Origin of the sequence: Arthrobacter sp. MAHUQ-56 (genome assembly GCF_019710585.1) — a bacterium.
In the GTDB taxonomy this organism is placed as follows: Bacteria; Actinomycetota; Actinomycetes; order Actinomycetales; family Micrococcaceae; genus Arthrobacter.
This window is the reverse complement of the sequence record NZ_JAIFZQ010000020.1, coordinates 468,372-487,065: the sequence shown is the minus strand read 5'-3', so window position 1 is coordinate 487,065 and position 18,694 is coordinate 468,372. Positions and strand designations below refer to the sequence as shown.

Annotated in this window: 19 protein-coding genes and 1 tRNA gene; 12 read left to right on the top strand and 8 right to left on the bottom strand. The window is 66.7% G+C overall.

What is annotated here, in order from left to right; translation table 11 throughout:
* Nucleotides 1-5: 5 nt before the first annotated feature.
* Nucleotides 6-716, bottom strand: coding sequence for a response regulator transcription factor (locus K4G53_RS14610; RefSeq protein WP_260323613.1), 711 nt, complete (start codon nt 714-716; stop codon nt 6-8).
* The gene (locus tag K4G53_RS14605) at nt 709-2,760 is read right to left on the bottom strand and encodes a sensor histidine kinase (RefSeq protein WP_221386398.1); all 2,052 of its coding nucleotides are present in this window, start codon (nt 2,758-2,760) and stop codon (nt 709-711) included. The genes K4G53_RS14610 and K4G53_RS14605 overlap by 8 nt, the downstream gene beginning before the upstream one ends.
* 174 nt (nt 2,761-2,934) lie before the next feature.
* Between K4G53_RS14605 and K4G53_RS14600 the strand changes: the two genes are divergently transcribed.
* The 5 genes from K4G53_RS14600 (at nt 2,935) to K4G53_RS14580 (ending at nt 7,613) form a co-directional block, all read left to right on the top strand.
* Complete coding sequence (locus tag K4G53_RS14600; protein ID WP_221386397.1) at nt 2,935-3,420, top strand: hypothetical protein; 486 nt, start codon at nt 2,935-2,937, stop codon at nt 3,418-3,420.
* Nucleotides 3,404-4,891, top strand: a complete 1,488-nt coding sequence (locus tag K4G53_RS14595; protein ID WP_221386396.1) for a multicopper oxidase family protein — start codon at nt 3,404-3,406, stop codon at nt 4,889-4,891. Before K4G53_RS14600 ends, K4G53_RS14595 begins: the two co-directional genes overlap by 17 nt.
* A gap of 137 nt (nt 4,892-5,028) precedes the next feature.
* On the top strand, nt 5,029-5,616 hold the full coding sequence (locus K4G53_RS14590; protein ID WP_221386395.1) for a hypothetical protein: 588 nt from the start codon (nt 5,029-5,031) through the stop codon (nt 5,614-5,616).
* Nucleotides 5,617-5,691: 75 nt separating this feature from the next.
* Nucleotides 5,692-7,185: a C2 family cysteine protease gene (locus tag K4G53_RS14585; RefSeq protein ID WP_221386394.1), complete on the top strand. Its 1,494-nt coding sequence runs from the start codon at nt 5,692-5,694 to the stop codon at nt 7,183-7,185.
* Between the two features lie 119 nt (nt 7,186-7,304).
* Complete coding sequence (locus K4G53_RS14580) at nt 7,305-7,613, top strand: hypothetical protein (protein WP_221386393.1); 309 nt, start codon at nt 7,305-7,307, stop codon at nt 7,611-7,613.
* Here K4G53_RS14580 and K4G53_RS14575 read toward each other — a convergent pair whose 3' ends face one another.
* Entirely contained in the window at nt 7,614-9,290 is a 1,677-nt protein-coding gene (locus tag K4G53_RS14575; protein WP_221386392.1) for an AMP-binding protein, read from the bottom strand. It lies immediately after the preceding gene.
* 92 nt (nt 9,291-9,382) lie between these two features.
* Here K4G53_RS14575 and K4G53_RS14570 point away from each other — a divergent pair, with 92 nt between their 5' ends.
* Complete coding sequence (locus K4G53_RS14570; protein ID WP_221386391.1) at nt 9,383-9,661, top strand: putative quinol monooxygenase; 279 nt, start codon at nt 9,383-9,385, stop codon at nt 9,659-9,661.
* Between the two features lie 62 nt (nt 9,662-9,723).
* On the opposite strand, the gene K4G53_RS14565 is transcribed toward K4G53_RS14570, so the two are convergent.
* Both K4G53_RS14565 and K4G53_RS14560 read right to left on the bottom strand, forming a co-directional pair.
* Nucleotides 9,724-10,161 (bottom strand): co-chaperone YbbN, encoded by a 438-nt coding sequence (locus K4G53_RS14565; RefSeq protein WP_221386390.1) that lies wholly within the window; start codon nt 10,159-10,161, stop codon nt 9,724-9,726.
* Between the two features lie 83 nt (nt 10,162-10,244).
* Complete coding sequence (locus tag K4G53_RS14560; protein ID WP_221386389.1) at nt 10,245-10,799, bottom strand: thioesterase family protein; 555 nt, start codon at nt 10,797-10,799, stop codon at nt 10,245-10,247.
* Nucleotides 10,800-10,869: 70 nt separating this feature from the next.
* Here K4G53_RS14560 and K4G53_RS14555 point away from each other — a divergent pair, with 70 nt between their 5' ends.
* Nucleotides 10,870-11,604 carry a potassium channel family protein gene (locus K4G53_RS14555; RefSeq protein ID WP_221386388.1) on the top strand — a complete coding sequence of 245 codons (735 nt, stop codon included), beginning with the start codon at nt 10,870-10,872 and terminating at the stop codon, nt 11,602-11,604.
* A gap of 375 nt (nt 11,605-11,979) precedes the next feature.
* The gene (locus K4G53_RS14550) at nt 11,980-12,963 is read left to right on the top strand and encodes a LysM domain-containing protein (protein WP_221386387.1); all 984 of its coding nucleotides are present in this window, start codon (nt 11,980-11,982) and stop codon (nt 12,961-12,963) included.
* Nucleotides 12,964-13,047: 84 nt separating this feature from the next.
* Here K4G53_RS14550 and K4G53_RS14545 read toward each other — a convergent pair whose 3' ends face one another.
* The 3 genes from K4G53_RS14545 to K4G53_RS14535 form a co-directional block, all read right to left on the bottom strand.
* Nucleotides 13,048-13,473 (bottom strand): CBS domain-containing protein, encoded by a 426-nt coding sequence (locus K4G53_RS14545; protein ID WP_221386386.1) that lies wholly within the window; start codon nt 13,471-13,473, stop codon nt 13,048-13,050.
* Between the two features lie 321 nt (nt 13,474-13,794).
* Nucleotides 13,795-13,876: transfer RNA gene (locus K4G53_RS14540), tRNA-Tyr, on the bottom strand.
* Between the two features lie 163 nt (nt 13,877-14,039).
* On the bottom strand, nt 14,040-14,273 hold the full coding sequence (locus K4G53_RS14535) for a hypothetical protein (protein WP_221386935.1): 234 nt from the start codon (nt 14,271-14,273) through the stop codon (nt 14,040-14,042).
* Between the two features lie 186 nt (nt 14,274-14,459).
* Between K4G53_RS14535 and K4G53_RS14530 the strand changes: the two genes are divergently transcribed.
* The 4 genes from K4G53_RS14530 (at nt 14,460) to efeB (ending at nt 18,675) form a co-directional block, all read left to right on the top strand.
* On the top strand, nt 14,460-14,951 hold the full coding sequence (locus K4G53_RS14530) for a YajQ family cyclic di-GMP-binding protein (protein WP_018769043.1): 492 nt from the start codon (nt 14,460-14,462) through the stop codon (nt 14,949-14,951).
* A 267-nt stretch (nt 14,952-15,218) separates the two neighbouring features.
* Nucleotides 15,219-16,079, top strand: coding sequence for an iron uptake transporter permease EfeU (gene efeU, locus K4G53_RS14525; RefSeq protein ID WP_221386385.1), 861 nt, complete (start codon nt 15,219-15,221; stop codon nt 16,077-16,079).
* Nucleotides 16,080-16,108: 29 nt separating this feature from the next.
* Complete coding sequence (efeO, locus tag K4G53_RS14520; RefSeq protein WP_221386384.1) at nt 16,109-17,305, top strand: iron uptake system protein EfeO; 1,197 nt, start codon at nt 16,109-16,111, stop codon at nt 17,303-17,305.
* Nucleotides 17,302-18,675, top strand: coding sequence for an iron uptake transporter deferrochelatase/peroxidase subunit (efeB, locus tag K4G53_RS14515; RefSeq protein ID WP_221386383.1), 1,374 nt, complete (start codon nt 17,302-17,304; stop codon nt 18,673-18,675). The genes efeO and efeB overlap by 4 nt, the downstream gene beginning before the upstream one ends.
* Nucleotides 18,676-18,694 lie beyond the last annotated feature (19 nt).

Below are 18,694 nucleotides of genomic sequence, written 5' to 3'. Positions count from 1 at the left end.
GGCCGCTACTGCCCTGCTGTGGAGGGGTCACCGCCCGCCGGGGCGCTGCTGCTCTGCAGGAACGCCAATACGGCGGCAACGCGGCGGTGCACCCCGGTTGAGGGAAGCCGGAGTTTGCTGAAGATCGAATTCACGTGCTTTTCCACGGTGGACGCAGACAGGAACAGGGACTGTTCGATGCCGGCGTTGGTCTTGCCCTGCGCCATCTCGCGCAGCACGTCCAGCTCCCGGGGCGAGAGTTCGGAGAGCGGACTCATTGCAACCGCACTTCGGCGGCGCACCAAGGTGTCCACAATCTGGGGGTCGATGACGGACCCCCCCGACCTCACCTCGCGAAGGGCATGCACCAGGTCCTCGAGGTCGCCAATGCGGTCTTTCAGCAAATAGCCAAGTCCGGCCGACCCGTCGGCGAAGAGCGCGAGCGCATAGCTTTGGTCGGCGTGCTGGGAGAGCACCACCACCCCCGTACCAGGATGCGCTGCACGGATGGTGCGCGCCGCCTCAATCCCTTCCATATGGTGGCCGGGCGGCATCCGGATATCGGTCAGGACTGCGTCCGGCGCGAACCTGCGGACGGCGTCAAACAGCTCAAGGGCACTCCCCACGGAGGCGACGACGTCAATTTCACCGGAGTCCTCCAGCAAGCGGCGAAGCCCCTCGCGCACCAGGTAATTGTCCTCTGCGATCACCACGCGAAGGACGCCGGACTCATCCAACGGATTCCCCCGTGCGGTCGACGGGCAGGTCCACCACGACGGTTGTGCCCGAAGGATCATGGCCGAGGACGTCCATGCTGCCCCGCAGTGCCGCCACCCGGTCCCGGATGTTCGCAAGACCGCCGCGGGCCGCAGGAACCGGCTCGTGAATTCCGCGTCCGTCATCGGTGATCGCGATATGCAGATGCCCGTTCTTTCGGGCGAGCCCCACAGTAGCGAGGGTCGCGCGCGAGTGCTTGGCGGTGTTCGCCAGGGCCTCCCGCACGACGTAGTACGCAGTCGTTTCCACGTCTTCCGGGAACCGTTCAGCACGCACCCTTTCGTCCGCTTCCACGGTCAGCGGGATGGGGAACCGGGCCGCACTTGACTCAATAGCTGCCACCAGGCCGTTGTCGCTGAGCACCGGCGGGTGGATCCCGTGGGCGAGCTCGCGCAGGTCCGTCAGGGTTTCCCGGGCCTGGTCCTGCAGGCCGGCCAACTCCTCCACCCTCAGTTCACCGCGCTGCAACCGGTTGCGGGCCAAGCGGAGCCCGGCGATCTGGGCCACCACGTTCTGTTGGATTCCGTCATGCAGGTCCCGCTCCAGCCTCTTCCGCTCGTCGTCCTGGGCCGCGACGAGCCGCACGCGCGATGCGGTCAGGTCATTGAGCTGCTCCGCGAGTTGGGCGCTGAGCCGGACGTTGGCGACCGATGCCGCGGCCTGGCCGGCAACAGTTCCAAGCAGGGCACGTTCGGCCTCGCTGTAATCACTTCGGCGTCGCGGGCCCACCTCTATATGTCCAAGGTTTTCGTCCGCACGAGACAGGCCGCATTGGAGCCGGGCCTCGCCCTTGACATCGCCTGCCACGCCGGCGGGCTGCTCCGCGAGCCTGCCCTCAGCTCCCGCCAGGCTGATCCGCACCCAGGACGCGTCAAGCCCATCGCGCACGGCGGCCGCAAGACGGCTGAGCAATTCGGCGGGCTCAACCGCTTGCTCCAGGCGCGACCCGAGCTCGCTGAGGAGTGCCAACTGGCGGTCCCGGTCGCCAAAGACGGCGCGCTGAATCCACGCCTGCAGCCAGCCCCGTACCGGCAGCAGGCAGACAGCCAGCAGCGAGGTCAACAGGACTGCCCCCAGCACGGTGAGCCTGTCGGCCAGCAACACCGCCGGAGTAGCCGCACCGATCCCGTAGAGAACCGTGATCAGCAGGTTGGAGGACCGGGCCACATGCCGTCCCCGGTCCACGGCTGCGATGTCGAATGCCCCATACCGGAAGATGCCATGGATGGCCGCGAGCGGGATGGCCAGCAGACTGGCGTAGACGGCGACGGCCACAATGGTGTCCCAAGGGGTCCGGCCGAACGTCCAAAAGATGAAGGCACCCAGGGATACCGTGACCACCCAAGTCATCAAGCGCATCCGGGCGCGGATCTCCGGATCACCGAAAAGTGCACGCGAATAGAGCACCGCCAACCCCAGCCCCACGCTGGGCCACGGCTGGTAGAGGAGGTAATGCACGCCGGGCGCGGCCCACTCCAGCCAAGGCACCGCCAACGGATTCGGAATGGATTGCCCGCTGATGCCACTGTAGGCCTGCATCACCACATGGGGGGTGGTCAGCAGGGTCAGGGGTGCCACCAGCACAGGAGCCCAGAGGAACCTCAGGGCGGTCCGCTGCCATCGGCGTTCCGGCGTTCCGGTGGGATAGGTAGCGAACATTATGAGGAAACTGGCTGTCGCCGTAGCGTCGGCGGTCAGGCCAATCGCATTGATGAACGGAAATCCGGGCTCCTGGAGCAGCCCGGCATTCCGCTGGACCAGGGTTTCGAAGGCCGAACCGGCAGCCATCGCCGTAGCCGCCAGGGCGACGAAGACAGCGGATCGGGACAAGGATACGGTCAGCAGCCAGATGCCAAAGACAAACGTGGGGAGCACTCCTAAGAGCGGCCAGGCGAGGGCATGATCGGCAGGGGAATCCCCGAGTCCGCGGACAATGACGACGTAGGCGAGCGATGCCGCCCCCAGCGGAGCCAGCAGCGCCAATGATCCCCATCTGCGGAGCACAGTCCTATGATCCGCCTTCCCCGCTATTCCCGGGAGGGGGTAGGTGCACCGGACCACCCCCGAGGCTTTCCTCCATGCACCCCGTGGCCTGCCGCGTTCCCGCACCGCCCGGGCGCGCCTACCGTGGGTCGAAAGACGCCGCACGGCCGGCGACCGGACCGATGGGAGTGCACTATGCGCAGGATCTATGCAGTTCTCGCTTGGATTGTGGCCGGGGGCGTGGTGGTTCAGGCCGCGTCGATCGCCTTCGCGCTCGGTGGGATTGCGCACTTCGTCCAGGAGGGTGGCGTGATCGATAAAGCCCTTGTTGAGAGCAGGCAGGCTGTATTCACCGGGGAACTTGGGTTCCCCATCCATGGAATCGTCGGTGGAATGGTCATCCCCGCAGCCGCCCTCCTGCTCCTCATCCTGTCATTTTTCGTGAAGTACCAACGAACGCACCTGCGCGGCGCACGGTTGTGGGCCGGCGTCGTTTTTGCCCTTGTCGCTCTACAGGCCACCCTCGGCTACTCGATCGCGGACATGCCGTACCTGGGCCTAATCCATGGTGCAAACGCGCTGGCCGTGTTGGTGGCGGCCATCCATGCGGCACTCCGGACCAGGCCGACGGCCGCGGCCAGGGTAGCCAGGCTGGCTTCACCCAATGCCGTCACGACCTGATCTGGTGCGCCGGGTCTCCGCCGCCTGCGCGTTGACGGCGGCCGCCGGGCTGGCCGCGCTCGCATGGAGTTCGACGCTGCTGGGTGAATACTCGGTCATGACGATGGGGCCGGCCGGAGCCCTCGGCCGGGGACACGCCGGGCACGATGCGGAGGCGGGCAGCGGAGCAGCCGCCGGTTCGACCAGCGTTACGGAGCTGGTGGCAGACCCGCTCCGAAAGCCCGACGTTCGGATCCGACTTGTTGCAGGTTCGCAGACCATTGACGTACCTGGGGGCCACCCGTTCCAGGGGTACACGGTCAACGGCACTTCTCCGGGGCCCACCATCCGTGCCCGCCAGGGCGACCTCGTGGAGGCTGTGTTCGTCAATGAATCCGTTGGTGCCGGCGCCACCCTGCACTGGCATGGGATGGACGTGCCAAACGCGGCTGACGGCGTCGCCGGCATCACCCAGGACGCAGTGCCCGTAGGCGGCCAGCATACCTACAGGTTCGTTGCCGAAGATCCCGGCACCTATTGGTACCACTCCCACCAGCTCTCCCATGAGCAGGTGGAGCGGGGGCTCCTCGGCGCCGTGGTGGTCGAGCCCGCCGTTCCATCCCCCAATGGCGGCAGCACAGAGGCCCTGGCATTACTGCACGTTTATGGCGGCCAGCACACCCTGAACGGACGGGCCCTGGACGAACACGTCCCGGCAGAGCCGGGGTCAACCGTGAGGATCCGCGTTATCAACACGGACCAGGGAACCGCGTCGGTCTGGTCCGCCGCTCCTTTTCGGGTTGCTGCCATTGACGGACGGGAGGTCAAGGCCCCTGCGGTCATCCAGGACCGCTCAGTGCTGGTTCCCGCGGGCGGCCGAGTGGACATCACGATGCAGGCCCCCGCGCACGGGGCGGCCCGGCTCAACGTCGGAGGAGCCCGCAGTATCTTCATCGGCTCCATGACAGGCGATGAGCCGGGGGCAAGGCAGCCGTCAGCGACGCTCGACTTCCTGGCCTACGGAAGCCCCGCCCCGCTTGGCTTCGAGGCGGCGTCGCCCGACCGCACTTTCGATTACACGATCGGACGTCGCCCCGGCGTCATCGACGGCCGGCCCGGCAACTTCTGGACCATCAACGGCCGGCTCTACCCGGACGCACCTATGTTCAACGTGCGTCAGGGCGATGTGGTCCTGATGCATCTGCGGAATGAATCGGGTGAGGTTCATCCGATGCACCTCCATGGCCACCATGTCCTTGTGCTCTCACGTGATGGAATACCCGCGAAAGGAAGCCCATGGTGGATTGATTCGCTCGACATCCATCCGGGCGAGTCCTACGACGTGGCGTTCGTTGCCGACAATCCCGGAATCTGGACCGACCACTGCCATACGCTCGAGCACGCGGTGGACGGCCTCGTTGCACATGTGATGTACGAAGGGATCACCACGCCCTTCACCATCAATGGGAGGGCGGGCAACCATCCCGAATAGTCAGAATTCCGAGGCACCACGGCTTCCCCGCCCATCTTCACTCCGACCACAACCGCTTGAGTCGCGGGGCAATGGGTACGGCCAACGGTGAAGCCTCCCGTGAGGCGGATTGCGGCACCATGACGGAAAGGACACCCATGAGCTCCACTGCAGGCAGCACCGATCCGGCCTCCGCGGTCCCGGCGCACCTCTCTTCCGACGGGCTGGACCCCAGCGCCAAGGACCATGCCTTCGATGAGAAGCTGCGGCTCCAGCTGGCCATCTTCGAGGTCACGCGGGACGCCGGCGGCAAGGGCCTCAGCGAGATCCGTGAGATGCTGCTCGCTGCCTTTGCCAGGCACGGCGTGGAACCGCCGCCGGGCACCTGGGTGGAGTCGGTGGCTTCCTCGGCGTTCTATGGCGAGCCGTACATCGTGGACTTTCCCGCGGCGGTGGCGGCGGACGAGATGGTGCCCGCCCCGAACGATGAGGTCAGGGAACGCCTCGCATCCCAGCGGCAGCTCCAGCAGGAGAAACTGCCGGCCGGGATCTTCCCCTCCAGGGCTGACTGGAACATACCGGGCAACGAGGTCAGCCGCGGCAGTACCCGCACGTTATCCCTGACGCGGCAGGAAGGTGGCACTGTCCTGGTCGTGGCAGCGCTGGTGGCGGCCGCCGTCGTGGCCGTTGTTGCCGTCCGGGCGGGAACAGGCCGCCGCCCCACCGGATCAGGCCCCCGCAGCTAGCGGGCAGTTCTCCCCATGCCGCCCGCGGCTGCCGTCGCTTAGGCTGTTGGAGGCTCGGACTTATTTGGGGGAACAATGGCAGGCATCTATGGGGCGGACGTCGCCCAACTTCGCGCCCTGGGAAAATCCCTGACGGCCTCCTCCGCGCGTCTGGCGTCCACCAGGACGGCGCTGTCGAGGGACGTGCGCGACCCGGGCCGGTGGAAAGGGGCCGACGCCGAGGCGTTCCGGAACGACTGGGCCGGTACCCACAGCCTCCTGCTCGGCAAAGTCATTGAGGCGCTTGCGGAGGCCGGGAAGGCCGCTCGACGGCACGCGGATGAACAGGAACTCGCCAGCGGCGCCGGTGGCACGGCAGGCCGGACCAGCGCTGCTGGAGGCCCCTCCGGCAAAGGCGGCTGGGATTCGGCGGCCGAGTACCTGACCGGCGGGGAACATTCAGTGGCGCGCCACCCCGACCGCGGCGAAGCGGACCTGGCCGCGCCGGAACTGGACAGGCTCCGGGGCCTGGTCAGGGACGCTGCGTCGGGGAGCAACTTCTTCGTGGGCAACGATACGGACGTCAACGAACTCCGTGATGCCCTGGCCGGGCTCAAACCCGCCCAGCTGACCCAGTTGCTGGAGTCGTTGACCGACGATGAGATCCGCAGCCTGGGCAGCGGCGCCGCAACCGACGGCAAGGGCCTGTTCAACGGCGAGGGAACCACCCCCTTCGAACGGCAACAACTACTGGACCAGCTCTTGTCCAAGGCGTCAGCTGAGCAGGTGGGCCGGCTGAAAGACCTCATCCCGTGGGCCCAGCCGGATGGAACAGCGATGGGAGACGCTGCCAGGTCCGGCGGTCCGGACCCCAGCCGGCCCGACCAGTGGGCGGAGCCCAAGTGGCCAGTCATCGGGCAACGCCCGAGCACTGACGATATCAAGCAGGGCCAGTACGGGGACTGCGTGGTTCTGGCAGCCGCCGGGGCCATGATCAATGCCGATCCCGGCTGGGCCAGCGAGCACGTGACGGACAACGGCAACGGAACTGTTTCTGTCCTGCTGTTTGACAAGAACGGACAGGAGCAGTGGGTCACCGTCACCTCCGACCTGCCGGCGAACAACAAGGGCACACAGATGGGCGCCAAGGCGGGTTTCGGCGGCAACTGGCCGGCCTACGTTGAGAAAGCATTGGCGCAGGTGTACACCGAAGACGACAACAACGACGGGACCAAGGAAGGGACGCCCCCGGACCGGGCGTACCCGCCGGGTCACTACCGCGCCATCGAAGGCAACTGGGGTCCGGACGCGTTCCAGTATTTGGCGGGACCGGACATAGCGCGCACCACTGCTCCCGACGATGTCTGGGAGGCTGCCAGGCAGGGACGCGCCGCTTTGGTGACCACCCTCGCCGATCTGCCCCAAGGTGCCCCGGACGGCTATCACACCAGCCACGCCTACTTCGTTACCGGTTTGGATGCGGAAGGAAATATTCTCCTGCAGAACCCCTGGGGTTCGCAGTACCCGGTCCTGACCGTCACACCACAGGACTTCAAAGACAAGTACCAGGACGCATCGGTGGCGCGGTGATGGGACGCCTGCATCGGTTCCACCGTCTCGGAGCTGCCGCCCTCCTGACCCTGGGCACAGGAGCGTGCTCGCCCAGTCCATCCACAGATCCCACGCCCGTTTCCACTGAGGAGCCCACAATGACTGACAGCTGCACCGGATCAGGCGCCTACCGTATCGTCCCTTCAATTCCCGGATCATGGCCGCTGCTTCCCGATTCCAGCAAGGGCGAGAAGTTCACGCCGACTGTGGGACTGGCCGGTACGAGGGCCTCAGCCACTCCCGTAACGGCGGACGTCTCGCTGGCTGCCGATGCCCCGGATCCCACCCCGGTCTACTTCCACGATCTCAAGGTGGGCTCTGAAGCGGCGATGAACGGCTACACCATCAGGATCACCTCGATCTGCGACGGCGAAGTCCTCTTCGACCTGGTGCAGCAGCCCGGATAGTCAGAGCCCCAGCCGGGCCACTGCCTGCTCGCGCATCTCCACTTTCCTGATCTTTCCGGAGACGGTCATCGGGAAGCTCTCGCGCACCTCCACGTAGCGGGGGATCTTGTAGTGCGCCAATTTTCCGCGGCAGAACTCCGCCAGCGCGGCCGCGTCCAGCGGTTCGGCCCCCGGCTTGAGGATGATGCAGGCCATCAGTTCCTCGCCGTACCTGCTGTCCGGGACGCCGATCACCTGGACATCCTGGATGGCGGGGTGGGTGTAGAGGAACTCCTCAATCTCGCGCGGGTAGATGTTTTCGCCGCCGCGGACCACCATGTCCTTGATCCGGCCCTCCACCACCACATACCCGTCGTCGTCCATGCGTGCCAGGTCGCCGGTGTGCATCCACCCGTCGGCGTCGATCGCTTCGGCCGTCTTGTCCGGCTGGTTCCAGTACCCGGCCATGACTGCATAGCCGCGGGTGCAGAGCTCGCCGATCTGGCCGCGTTCCAGTTCCTCCCCCGTGGCCGGATCCACGATCCGGCTTTCCAGCTGCGGCATGGTCCGGCCCACGGTCTGGGTGCGCTGCCGCAGGGTGTCCCCCTTGCGCGTCATGGTGGACACCGGCGAGGTCTCCGTCATGCCGTAGCAGATGGCCACGTCCACCATGTGCATGTCAGAGATCACCCGGTTCATCACCTCAACGGGGCACAGCGAGCCGGCCATCACGCCCGTGCGCAGCGTCGACAAGTCGTACGAGGAAAAGTCGGGCAGGGCCAGTTCCGCAATGAACATGGTGGGCACGCCATACAGGGACGTCCCGCCGAAGTCCTGCACCGCCTCCAGCGCCGCCGCAGGCGAGAATCCACGGCCGGGGATGATGGTGGCGGCGCCGTGGCTGAGCGCGTTCAGGTTGCCGATCACCATCCCGAAGCAGTGGTAGAACGGCACCGGAATGACCACCCGGTCGTGCTCGGTGTAGCCCAGCAGCTCACCGATCGCGAAGCCGTTGTTGAGGATATTGTGGTGGGTCAGCGTCGCACCCTTGGGGAACCCCGTGGTGCCGGAGGTGTACTGCAGGTTGATCGGGTCGTGCGGGCTGAGCTCGGCCATGCGGGCCCTCAGGACAGAATGTGCGACGCCGTCCGCCCGGTTGAGGAGTTCGGCGTACGTGAGTTCCGCGTCCCGTTGCGGCGCGCCGGCTTCCAGCCCGTCCAGGCCATGGTCCGGGAGGAAGACGAGTTCGCGCAGGTCCGGGCACACGGCCAGCGCCTGGCGTGCCATGCCCACGTAGTCGCTGTTCTTGTCCGAGGGCGCCGTGACCAGCATCCGCATGCCGTTCTGCTTGACCACGAATTCAAGTTCGTGGCTGCGGTAGGCCGGATTGACGTTGACCAGGATGGCGCCCGCCTTGGCGGTCGCATACTGCAGGAGCGTCCACTCCGCGCAGTTGGGGCTCCAGATGCCCACCCTCTCCCCCTTGGCCACGCCCAGGGCGAGCAGCGCACGCGCGAGCCGGTCGACGTCGTCGTTCAGCTTGGTGTAGCTCCAGCGGCGGGCGTCAGCGCCCGGCACGGGCGCGGCTTCAATCAGCGCGTCATGCAGGGGGAACTGCGCGGCAACGCGCTCAAAGTTCGCGCCAATGGTCTCTTCCAGGAGCGGGACGTCAGTGTCCCCGGCTGTGTAAGCACGCATGCTGGCACGCTACCAACAGGAAGCACCGAGGAGAAGCATGCCGCGGCGCAACACTGCCTGCCCGGCCGCGGGCGCCCGGTATTGTGAAATCCATGAGTGCACCGATTGACCTGATTGCAACGTTCATCCCCAACGAAGGCGAGTTCTTCCGCGTGAAGCTGGCCCTGGAAATCGCCATCGACGAGGTGGTGAACGAGCCCGGCTGCATCCGGTACGAGCTCACCGAAGTCACCGAGGAGAAGCTGGTGCTGACGGAACAGTGGGCGTCGGAGGAAGACCTCGACAAGCACTCCAAGGGCGTTGCCGTCCAGGACCTCAACGAATCCCTCAGTGCACTGCTGGCCGAGCCGGTCAAGGTGGAGCGGGTCTAAGCCGGCCCTTAAACGATTGCGGGACCTCCGGTGGGAGGTCCCGCAATCGTTTAATTGAAGTCTTAGAAGTCGGGGATCTGCGTGCCGTCCTGGGGGCTGTTCTGCCGGCTGGAAGGATTGCTGGCCGCGGCCGCGGCTTCCTCCCGCTGGCGGGCCACATGGGCGTGGACCTCTTCCATGTCCAGGGCCTTCACCGCGTCCACCACCTGTTCAAGCTGCTGGGCATTCAAGGCGCCCGGCTGCGAGAACACCAGCACCTTTTCGCGGAAAGCCATCAGCGTGGGGATGGAGGTGATGCCTGCCTCTGCCGCGAGCTGCTGCTCGGCTTCGGTGTCCACTTTGGTGAAGAGGACGTCAGGGTGCTTCTCGGAGACTGCCGAGTAGGTAGGGCCGAACTGCTTGCAGGGGCCGCACCATTCTGCCCAGAAATCGACCAGGACAATGTCGTTGCCTTCAATGGTGGATGCGAACTGTTCACCTGTGATGTCAAGGGTAGCCATGTGTCAACGGTACGCGTCCCGGTGCGGCCTGTCGCGGCTGTTCGCTCCCCGCGTCATTGGGAATAACGACGGCGGCACCCGTCTCAGGCGTTGACGTCCCAGAGGTGCGGGGCCGCTGTGCGGCTGCCGGGCAGGGCGTTGGAGGCCCGCCACTCGTGGATCCACTCCGGAAGCTCCAGGTCCGCCGGCGGTGCGCCGAACTCTTCCAGGATGTCCTCCTGGCTGACCGGACGGCCCTTGGCGACCAGCCGGGTGGCGATGTAGGCACGCGCGTAAATCTCGCCGTCGGCCACCATGCGCTGCTCGAAGAAGATCGCCTTGGTGTCCAGCCCGATGATGCGGGTTTCGATCGCGTACTCCTGCCACAGCTGCAGGGATTTGCGGAAGGAGATGGTCTCCGCGGACACCACGGGGCTCCAGCCGCGGCGGCGCATCCGCTTCCAGACGCCGCTGCGCACCATCAGGTCGAACCGGCCCAGGTCCATCAGGGACAGGTACATGCCGTTGTTGACGTGCATGGCGATATCGATGTCTGTCGGCAGGACGCGCAGCGGCAGGGACGAGGGATCCCAGACTGCCAGGGACGGCCGCCTGGAGGAACGGAACAGCAGAAGCAGGGTTCTCAGGAGCAGGTGCATGACCCAATGCTACCCGCCGGTAACATCCGTGGGGCTTCCGGCCACTCCCATCGGCCGTAGGATTTCCTGCATGACGCAGCAACGCTACCGGGACCTGGCCGAATGGCCGCTGATGGCCACGGCGCTGGTGTTCCTGGCCGCCTATGCCTGGCAGGTCCTGGGCCGGCTCGAGGGCAGCGGAGCGGCCTGGCTTGAGGCCGTCATGTGGGTGACGTGGTGCGTTTTCGTCCTGGACTATGCGGCCAATCTTTGGCTGGCCGAAAACCGGCGGCAGTGGTTTGCCCGCAACCTGCACGAACTGGCCATTGTGGCCCTGCCGTTCTTCCGGCCCCTGCGCCTGCTGCGGCTGGTGACGCTGCTGTCCGTGCTGCACCGGACCGTGGGCGAAACGCTGCGGGGACGCGTGGCCACCTACGTGGCGGGATCAGCGGCCTTGCTGGTCTTCGTCGGGGCCCTGGCGGTCCTGGATGTGGAGCAATGGGCGCCCGACGCCAAGATCACCACGTTCGGCGATGCCCTGTGGTGGGCCACCGCCACCATCACCACCGTGGGCTACGGGGACATGTATCCCGTGACGCCCATCGGCCGGCTCGTGGCGACAGCGCTGATGATGAGCGGAATCGCGGTGCTTGGCGTGGTGACCGCGTCGATCGCGTCCTGGCTGGTCCAGCGGGTGGAGGACACAGCCGAGACAGTGGCGGAAGCCGTAGAGGAGCCCGTGCGGGTGGAAGTGGCCGAGCTCGTAGCCGAAATCGCACTGCTCCGCCGGGAAATCGCCGAGCTGCGGGCAGACCGGGCCCTGTAAGGCGTGGGCCTGTGGTTCTGCGAGCGGCCCGGGAACAAGTAGTGGACCCCGCCGGGCTTGAGTAGCCAGGCCGGAGCGGCCGGGTACTGAGGGTAAAAACTCGGGTAATTCCTACTGGTGCCCGGCCTGGTTCCGCTTTTTAGACTCGGGATTCCTAGGACCAAACATGCACTGGGCAGGTCCCCCGGGTGGCTTCCGGGATTCCGGCCTTCACGCGGAGCTCCGTATTTTCTGGGTATGCGGATGCCTCCATCCTGCGCCGCGCGCGGGCCCCCGGCAGCTGCCGGGGCCTGCGGCGCCACAACATCTCGATCCGTCCGGCGACCTGGCGTGCCCCCGCACTGCCTGGCCGGACCGTCCCCGGATGGGCTACCCATGAACCAGAAAATCTCCACCTCCCCCGACGGCGTGAGCCGAAGCTTCGCCACCGACGAACCCCGCACCGACCTCACCACTGGACGCGCCGCCATCAGCAACAAGCTTTGGGCGGGCATGGCCACCGCGGCAGTGGTGGCAGCAGTGGGCGTGGGGGCCCTGGCAGCACCGCCCGCCTCGCATAATGGAAGCGCGACGACGGCGGTCCAGGTTGCCGAGGCCGCGCTGCCAACGGCGCCGAACACTGCAGCGGCACCTGCCGCCCCTGCTGATTCCGCCGCCGCGGCCCCTGCGGCCGACACAGCACCTGCCCCGCCGGCCGGGCCCGCTCCTGCGGCTCCGCCCGCACCGGAATCGGCACCCGCGCCGGCGCCCGAACCGGCTCCTGCTCCTGCTCCGGCGGGCGATCCCAACCTTTACACGGTGGCGCCGGGTGACACTGTTGGGGCCATTGCTGCCGCCCATGGCGTGGACACGAATGCCATGCTCGCAGCCAACGGCCTCGGGCCGTACAGCACCATCTATCCCGGCCAGACCCTCCTGCTCACCGGACCCGCCGTCGAGGTGGCCGCACCCGCACCTGCTCCGGCCGCGGGGCCCGCCCCGGTTCCCGCTGCAGCCCCGGCCCCCGCCCCGGCACCTGTTGCCGCTCCTGCGGTCCGCACCATCTACGTCGCCGGCTCCGGTGGCCAGGCCATGGTGGACGCCTGCATCGGGCCCATCCACTACACCCCGAACGACGGCTACTCGCTGTTCATCACCGAGCATGATTTCTGCGGCGGCTGGGCACGTTTCTCCGGAATCGGAGTGGGCGAGACGGTGAGCATCCCCGGCTACGGGACGTTCACCGTGACGGCGCGCGGCCAGGTCCCGAATCCAGGAACCACGAACGACGTCATTGCGGTCTTCGGCGGCTTCCCCCGGGCGATCCTGCAGACCTGCATCCCCGGCACCAGCCAGATGCTGCTGATCGCGCTGAACTGAGCCGCCTGAAAACTCCTAAGCTTGTCCGCGGGTCCGAACCTTCCAGGCCGGGATCCGCGGACAAGGCCATGTTGTGCTGGGGCGCTACATCCCGTGGCGTTCCGAAATGTGCTCCACCAGTTCGCCTACGCGCTGCTCGGAGTAGTTCCGCGCGATGTCGCCCTGGCTGATGATGCCCACCAGCTTGTGATCGGCTATCACCGGGAGCCTGCGCACCTGGTGCTTCTCCATCATGTCGATCGCTGCATCGACATTGGCGTCGGCATCAATCCAGTACGGCTTGCCGGAGGCGAGGTCGCGGGCCATCACCTGGCCCGGATCGCGCCCTGTGGCGACGCACTTGATCACGATGTCGCGGTCGGTGATCATGCCCATCAACTTGCCGTCGTCACCGCAGATCGGCAGCGAGCCGCAGTCAAGGTCCAGCATCATCCGGGCCGCGTCCGTGAGGGACTCGGATTCCCTGATACACCGCGCATCAGTGGTCATGAATTCGCGTACAGCACTCATTGAGTCCTCCTTCATCGATAGGAATATCGACGCAGGGCATCGGGGCACATGCGCCGATGCTGCCAGACTACGCCCGCACCAACACGGTGTCGACGGCGGCCGGAAACGTCCACCAGACAACGCACCATCACCTCCCGCCTCCCCCACAGCACGCCATCACCTCCCGGGGAAGTACGACGGCGGTGCTGCCGCGGCAAGGTCCGGAGGTCCCGGCAACCCCTTGGTGGCGGCGCGTCCGTCGACACAGGGCAGCACGTGAGGGGGGTATCGGGGCACGAAAAAGCCTCCGGAACCTGGTGGTTCCGGAGGCTTTTCCTTGGGTGGCAGATGAGGGATTCGAACCCCCGTAGGCGTTGCCAGCTGATTTACAGTCAGCCCCCTTTGGCCGCTCGGGTAATCTGCCGAACTTCAAAAGAAGTACCCGCTGATGCAGTCTTCGGAGCGTCCGTTTCCGGGCCGTTCCGCTTCAGTAACCGCGGGCAAGACAACTTTACAGAACTTCCGCCGAAGAATCGAATCGGGACCCGACCGACCCGAAAATCCTTGAAACGGCAGGGAAAAGCAGCTCAGGCGTCGCCCAGGATGCGGCCGGCCAGCTTCGCCTCAAAACTGAGTGCCTGCTCTTCGGTGATCTGGTTCAGCTGCACTGCCCGCTGGAGGTCTGCCCGCACGCCCTCCAGCCGGGAAGAGGCGTCCGCCACGGGGCTGAAAACCACTGAGGCCGCCACAGCGGCCGCCGCCACCGAGGTGGCTGCTGCTGCGGTGGTCCGGGTGACGTAGCGGGCGGCTTTGCGGTGCATGGAGTTCCCTTCGTACTGGTCCAACTGCTCCAACTTTTCCCGGGCCTCCTTCTTTCCCCCGGTACGTCCGCTGGGAGGGAACTGTGAATACGGCAACCCCCAACAGCCGGACCATCCGTATTAGGCTGGAACGCAGAGATCCATGCCCTGTCTCCGCACAGGGCTCCCACCAGCAAAAGGAGAGTCATGGCAGGCGAGTCAACGTTCGACGTCGTAAGCAAAGTGGACAAGCAGGAAGTGGCGAACGCGCTGAACCAGGCCCAGAAGGAGCTTGCCCAGCGCTACGACTTCAAGGGCGTCGGCGCCGAAGTGGATTTCAGCGGCGAGAAGATCCTCATGAAGGCCAACTCCGAGGAACGCGTCCTGGCGGTCCTGGACGTACTGCAGTCCAAACTGATCCGCCGCGGCATCTCGCTGAAGTCCCTGGACACCGGCGAGCCGTACGCCTCCGGCAAGGAATTCCGACTGGAGGCTTCCATCAAGGAAGGCATCGCCCAGGACCTGGCCAAGAAGATCAACAAGCTGATCCGCGACGAGGCTCCCAAGTCGGTCAAGTCCCAGATCCAGGGCGACGAGCTCCGGGTCTCCTCCAAGTCCCGCGACGACCTGCAGGCCACCATGGCGCTGCTGAAGGACTTCGAGGAAGCGGACCTGCAGTTCGTGAACTTCCGCAGCTAACCCCTGCCCAGCGTCGCTTTCGACGCGCAAAGCGTATGCAGCTACCCGAAAAGGCTGGCGCACCCCGGATATGGGGCGTGCCGGCCTTTTTGCGTAGCGGGGATGACCACGCGCTGAGCGGGAGACTTCACCTGATGCGGACGGGGCGGCCGACGCCGGAGGTAACCAACCCGAATTAACGCACATTTAGTTTGCGTAATAGCGGCCGCCGGGTAATCTCTCTCTAAGGCCTTCCTAAGTAAGGCTTACCTGAGCGAAAGAATTTCCATGACAGCCAACTTCCTGATCGGCCTGCGCGAAGGACTCGAAGCCACCCTGGTGGTGGTCCTGCTGATGGCCTACCTGGCCAAGACCGGCCGGGGCCACCTCATTGCCCGCCTCTGGGTGGGCGTGGCCGCGGCAGTTGCCGTCTCCGTGGGCTTCGGCGCCCTGCTGACCTTCGGACCCCAGGGCCTCACGTTCGAGGCGCAGGAAGCCATCGGGGGCACCCTGTCCATCGTGGCCGTTGGCCTGGTGACGTGGATGGTCTTCTGGATGGCGCGTACGGCCCGGACCCTGGGCAGCGACCTCAAGTCGCGCGTCGACAGGTCCGCAGGCGGAGCAGGCTGGGGCCTGGCCGTCGTCGCCGCCATCGCCGTTGGCCGCGAAGGACTGGAAACGGCCCTGTTCCTCTGGGCAGCCGCCAAGGCCACCGGCGAGTCCACACAGCCGCTGATCGGCGCCCTGCTGGGACTCGTGGCCGCGGCGGGATGCGGCTATCTGCTGCACCGCGGCGTCCTCAAGGTCAACCTCTCCCGGTTCTTTACCTGGACCGGAGCGGCGCTGATCGTGATCGCGGGCGGAGTCCTCGCGTACGGTGTCCACGACCTCCAGGAGGCCCGCTTCCTGCCTGGCCCGCACGTCCTGGCCTTCGATGTCAGCGGCGCCGTCCCGCCGTCGTCCTGGTACGGCACGCTGCTCAAGGGCACCCTGAACTTCTCCCCCGCCACCACCTGGCTTGAGGCCGCCGCTTGGCTGGCCTACGTGCTGCCGGTGCTGTTCCTCTACCTGCGCACCAACCGCACGTCACCACCCAGTCCAGCCGCTACCGGCAACAACGCTGCCGCCAACGCCGTAGTGGCCGCCTAACCCCCTCCACCCGCACCAAAGGAAACCCCATGCCCTGCTTCACCCTGCCCAAAAACACCCGTGCCACTCCCGGTACCAAGAACACTTCACTGGTTGCCGCCGTCATGGCCGTTCCCCTGCTGGTCGCCGGCTGCACTGACAACACCAGGGCCGCCGACACCTCCCCCGGCGCCATCCAGGTGGTCAGCTCGGCCACCGAATGCAAGGTGTCAGCCGGCAGCGTGCCCAGCGGCAACCTCACCTTCAGCGTCAAGAACGAAGGCACGGAGGTGACAGAGTTCTACCTGCTGGCAGCGGACGGACTGCGCATCGTGGGCGAGGTGGAGAACATCGGCCCTGGCCTCACCCGCAACCTTGTGGTCACCGCCCCGGCCGGCACCTATACCACCGCCTGCAAGCCGGGCATGGAAGGCGACGGCATCCGGGGCGCCCTGGAAGTGACCGAGTCCGGCAACCAGCCCTCGGCGGACGCGGACTTCCAGCACCTGCTCGATACCGCCACGGGCCAGTACGCGTCCTACGTCAAGGACCAGAGCGAACAGCTGCTCACCGGCACGCAGCAGTTCGCCGCCGCCTTCGCCGCCGGGGAGGCAGAGAAGGCACGGTCCCTGTACGCCGCCACGCGCCAGCACTGGGAGCGGATCGAGCCGGTGGCGGAGTCCTTCGGGGACCTCGATCCGCAGCTCGATGCCCGCGAAGCCGACCTCGAGCCCGGCCAGGAGTGGACCGGGTGGCACCGCGCGGAGAAGGACCTCTTCCCGCCGGCGGACTACACCGCCCTCACCGCTGCCGAACGCGCGTCCATCGCCGACCGGCTGGTGGCCGACACCAAAAACCTCGTGGAGCGTACCCGCACACTCGAATTCACCGCTGACAACCTGGGCAACGGAGCCAAGGAACTCCTCGACGAAGTGGCCACCGGAAAGGTGACCGGCGAGGAGGAGATCTGGTCGCACACGGACCTCTGGGACTTCCAGGCGAACGTCGACGGAGCCCGGATCGCCTTTGAGAACCTGCTGCCCGCGCTGCAGCAGAAGGATCCTGCCCTGGCCGCCTCGCTGAACGAGAAGTTCGCGGCCCTGCAGGCCGAGCTTGCCACCCACGCCCAGGGCGGCGGCTTCACCTCCTACGACAAACTGGCACCGGAACAGGTCCAGCGGCTGGCCTCCCTGGTTGACGCGCTCGGGGAACCGCTGTCCAAGCTGACCGCGGCGGTGGTCCTGTGACCGGCTGCCCGTTCGGCGGCCAGCCGCCGCAGGCTTCCGAAGCGGGAACTGCGGAGGCCGGCGGTTCGGCCTGCGCTGCGGCACCGGAACAGCCGACGGCGGGGCCGCGCGTCAGCAGACGCGGCCTGCTTGGCCTCGCCGGGCTGGGCGGTGCAGCAGCCGGGCTTGCCGCAGGCTTCCTGGGGCACGACGCCGTGGCGGCCACTGCGGCTCCGGCACCTTCCGCCGACAGTCCGGTGGTCCCTTTCCACGGCGACCACCAGGCGGGCATCACCACTGCCGCGCAGGACCGCCTCCATATGGCGGCGTTCGACGTCACCACCACCAAGCGGGAAGAGCTGGTCCAGCTCCTCAAGGACTGGACCGAGGCCGCGGAGGCGCTGACCGAGGGCCGGCCTGCCGGGGCAACGGGCGCTGTGGACGGGCCCTACGGCGCGCCGCCGGAGGACACCGGGGAGGCGCTTGACCTGAACGCGGGAAAGCTGACCCTGACCTTCGGTTTCGGAGCCAGCCTGTTCGAAAAGGACGGCGCGGCCCGCTTTGGCCTGGAAGGGCGGAAGCCCGAGGCCCTGATCGACCTGCCGCATTTCCCCGGCGACGACCTCGACCCTGCCCGCAGCGGAGGGGACCTGGTGGTGCAGGCCTGCGCCGACGATCCCCAGGTGGCCGTCCACGCCATCCGGAACCTGGCCAGGATCGGATTCGGGAAGGTGCGGGTCCGGTGGTCCCAGCTGGGCTTCGGCCGCACGTCCTCCACCTCCCGCGCCCAGCAGACCCCGCGGAACCTGTTCGGCTTCAAGGACGGCACCAACAACCTCAAGGTCGAGGACCGGCAGCTGCTGGACCAGCACGTCTGGGCCAAGGCTTCACGGCCGGAGGACGCGTGGCTGGCCGGAGGCAGCTACCTGGTGGCCCGCCGCATCCGGATGCACATCGAGACGTGGGACCGGACCTCCCTGGGCGAACAGGAAGGCCTGATCGGCCGGACCAAGGGAACAGGCGCGCCCCTCTCCGGCGGCGAGGAGTTCACCGAACCCGACTTCGCCCGGCAGGGCAAGGGCGGCAAACCCCTGATTCCACTCGATTCACACATGCGGATGGCCCACCCCGGCCAGAACAACGGGGTCCGGATGCTGCGCCGCGGCTACAACTACACCGACGGTTCCGACGGCGTGGGCCACCTCGACGCCGGACTGTTCTTCATCGCCTTCGTCACCGACCCGCGGACCCACTACGTGCCCATGCAGATGGCCATGGCCAAGGGCGACACGCTGGCCGTGGAATACCTCAAACACACCGGATCGGGCCTGTTCGCCGTCCCCGGCGGAGTGAAGCCGGGCGGCTTCATCGGCGAAGGGCTCTTCACCTAGGAGTTCCTGGCCGCCCAAG

Bases quoted from the DNA above. Each gene is read 5' to 3' on its own strand.
- K4G53_RS14565 (WP_221386390.1), bottom strand. From the start codon at position 10,161: ATGGCTACCCTTGACATCACAGGTGAACAGTTCGCATCCACCATTGAA.
- K4G53_RS14545 (WP_221386386.1), bottom strand. From the start codon at position 13,473: ATGAGTGCTGTACGCGAATTCATGACCACTGATGCGCGGTGTATCAGG.
- K4G53_RS14600 (WP_221386397.1), top strand. From the start codon at position 2,935: ATGCGCAGGATCTATGCAGTTCTCGCTTGGATTGTGGCCGGGGGCGTG.
- K4G53_RS14590 (WP_221386395.1), top strand. From the start codon at position 5,029: ATGAGCTCCACTGCAGGCAGCACCGATCCGGCCTCCGCGGTCCCGGCG.
- efeO (WP_221386384.1), top strand. From the start codon at position 16,109: ATGCCCTGCTTCACCCTGCCCAAAAACACCCGTGCCACTCCCGGTACC.
- K4G53_RS14560 (WP_221386389.1), bottom strand. From the start codon at position 10,799: ATGCACCTGCTCCTGAGAACCCTGCTTCTGCTGTTCCGTTCCTCCAGG.
- K4G53_RS14595 (WP_221386396.1), top strand. From the start codon at position 3,404: ATGCCGTCACGACCTGATCTGGTGCGCCGGGTCTCCGCCGCCTGCGCG.
- K4G53_RS14580 (WP_221386393.1), top strand. From the start codon at position 7,305: ATGACTGACAGCTGCACCGGATCAGGCGCCTACCGTATCGTCCCTTCA.
- K4G53_RS14575 (WP_221386392.1), bottom strand. From the start codon at position 9,290: ATGCGTGCTTACACAGCCGGGGACACTGACGTCCCGCTCCTGGAAGAG.
- K4G53_RS14570 (WP_221386391.1), top strand. From the start codon at position 9,383: ATGAGTGCACCGATTGACCTGATTGCAACGTTCATCCCCAACGAAGGC.
- K4G53_RS14530 (WP_018769043.1), top strand. From the start codon at position 14,460: ATGGCAGGCGAGTCAACGTTCGACGTCGTAAGCAAAGTGGACAAGCAG.
- K4G53_RS14535 (WP_221386935.1), bottom strand. From the start codon at position 14,273: ATGCACCGCAAAGCCGCCCGCTACGTCACCCGGACCACCGCAGCAGCA.
- K4G53_RS14555 (WP_221386388.1), top strand. From the start codon at position 10,870: ATGACGCAGCAACGCTACCGGGACCTGGCCGAATGGCCGCTGATGGCC.
- K4G53_RS14550 (WP_221386387.1), top strand. From the start codon at position 11,980: ATGAACCAGAAAATCTCCACCTCCCCCGACGGCGTGAGCCGAAGCTTC.
- efeU (WP_221386385.1), top strand. From the start codon at position 15,219: ATGACAGCCAACTTCCTGATCGGCCTGCGCGAAGGACTCGAAGCCACC.
- K4G53_RS14585 (WP_221386394.1), top strand. From the start codon at position 5,692: ATGGCAGGCATCTATGGGGCGGACGTCGCCCAACTTCGCGCCCTGGGA.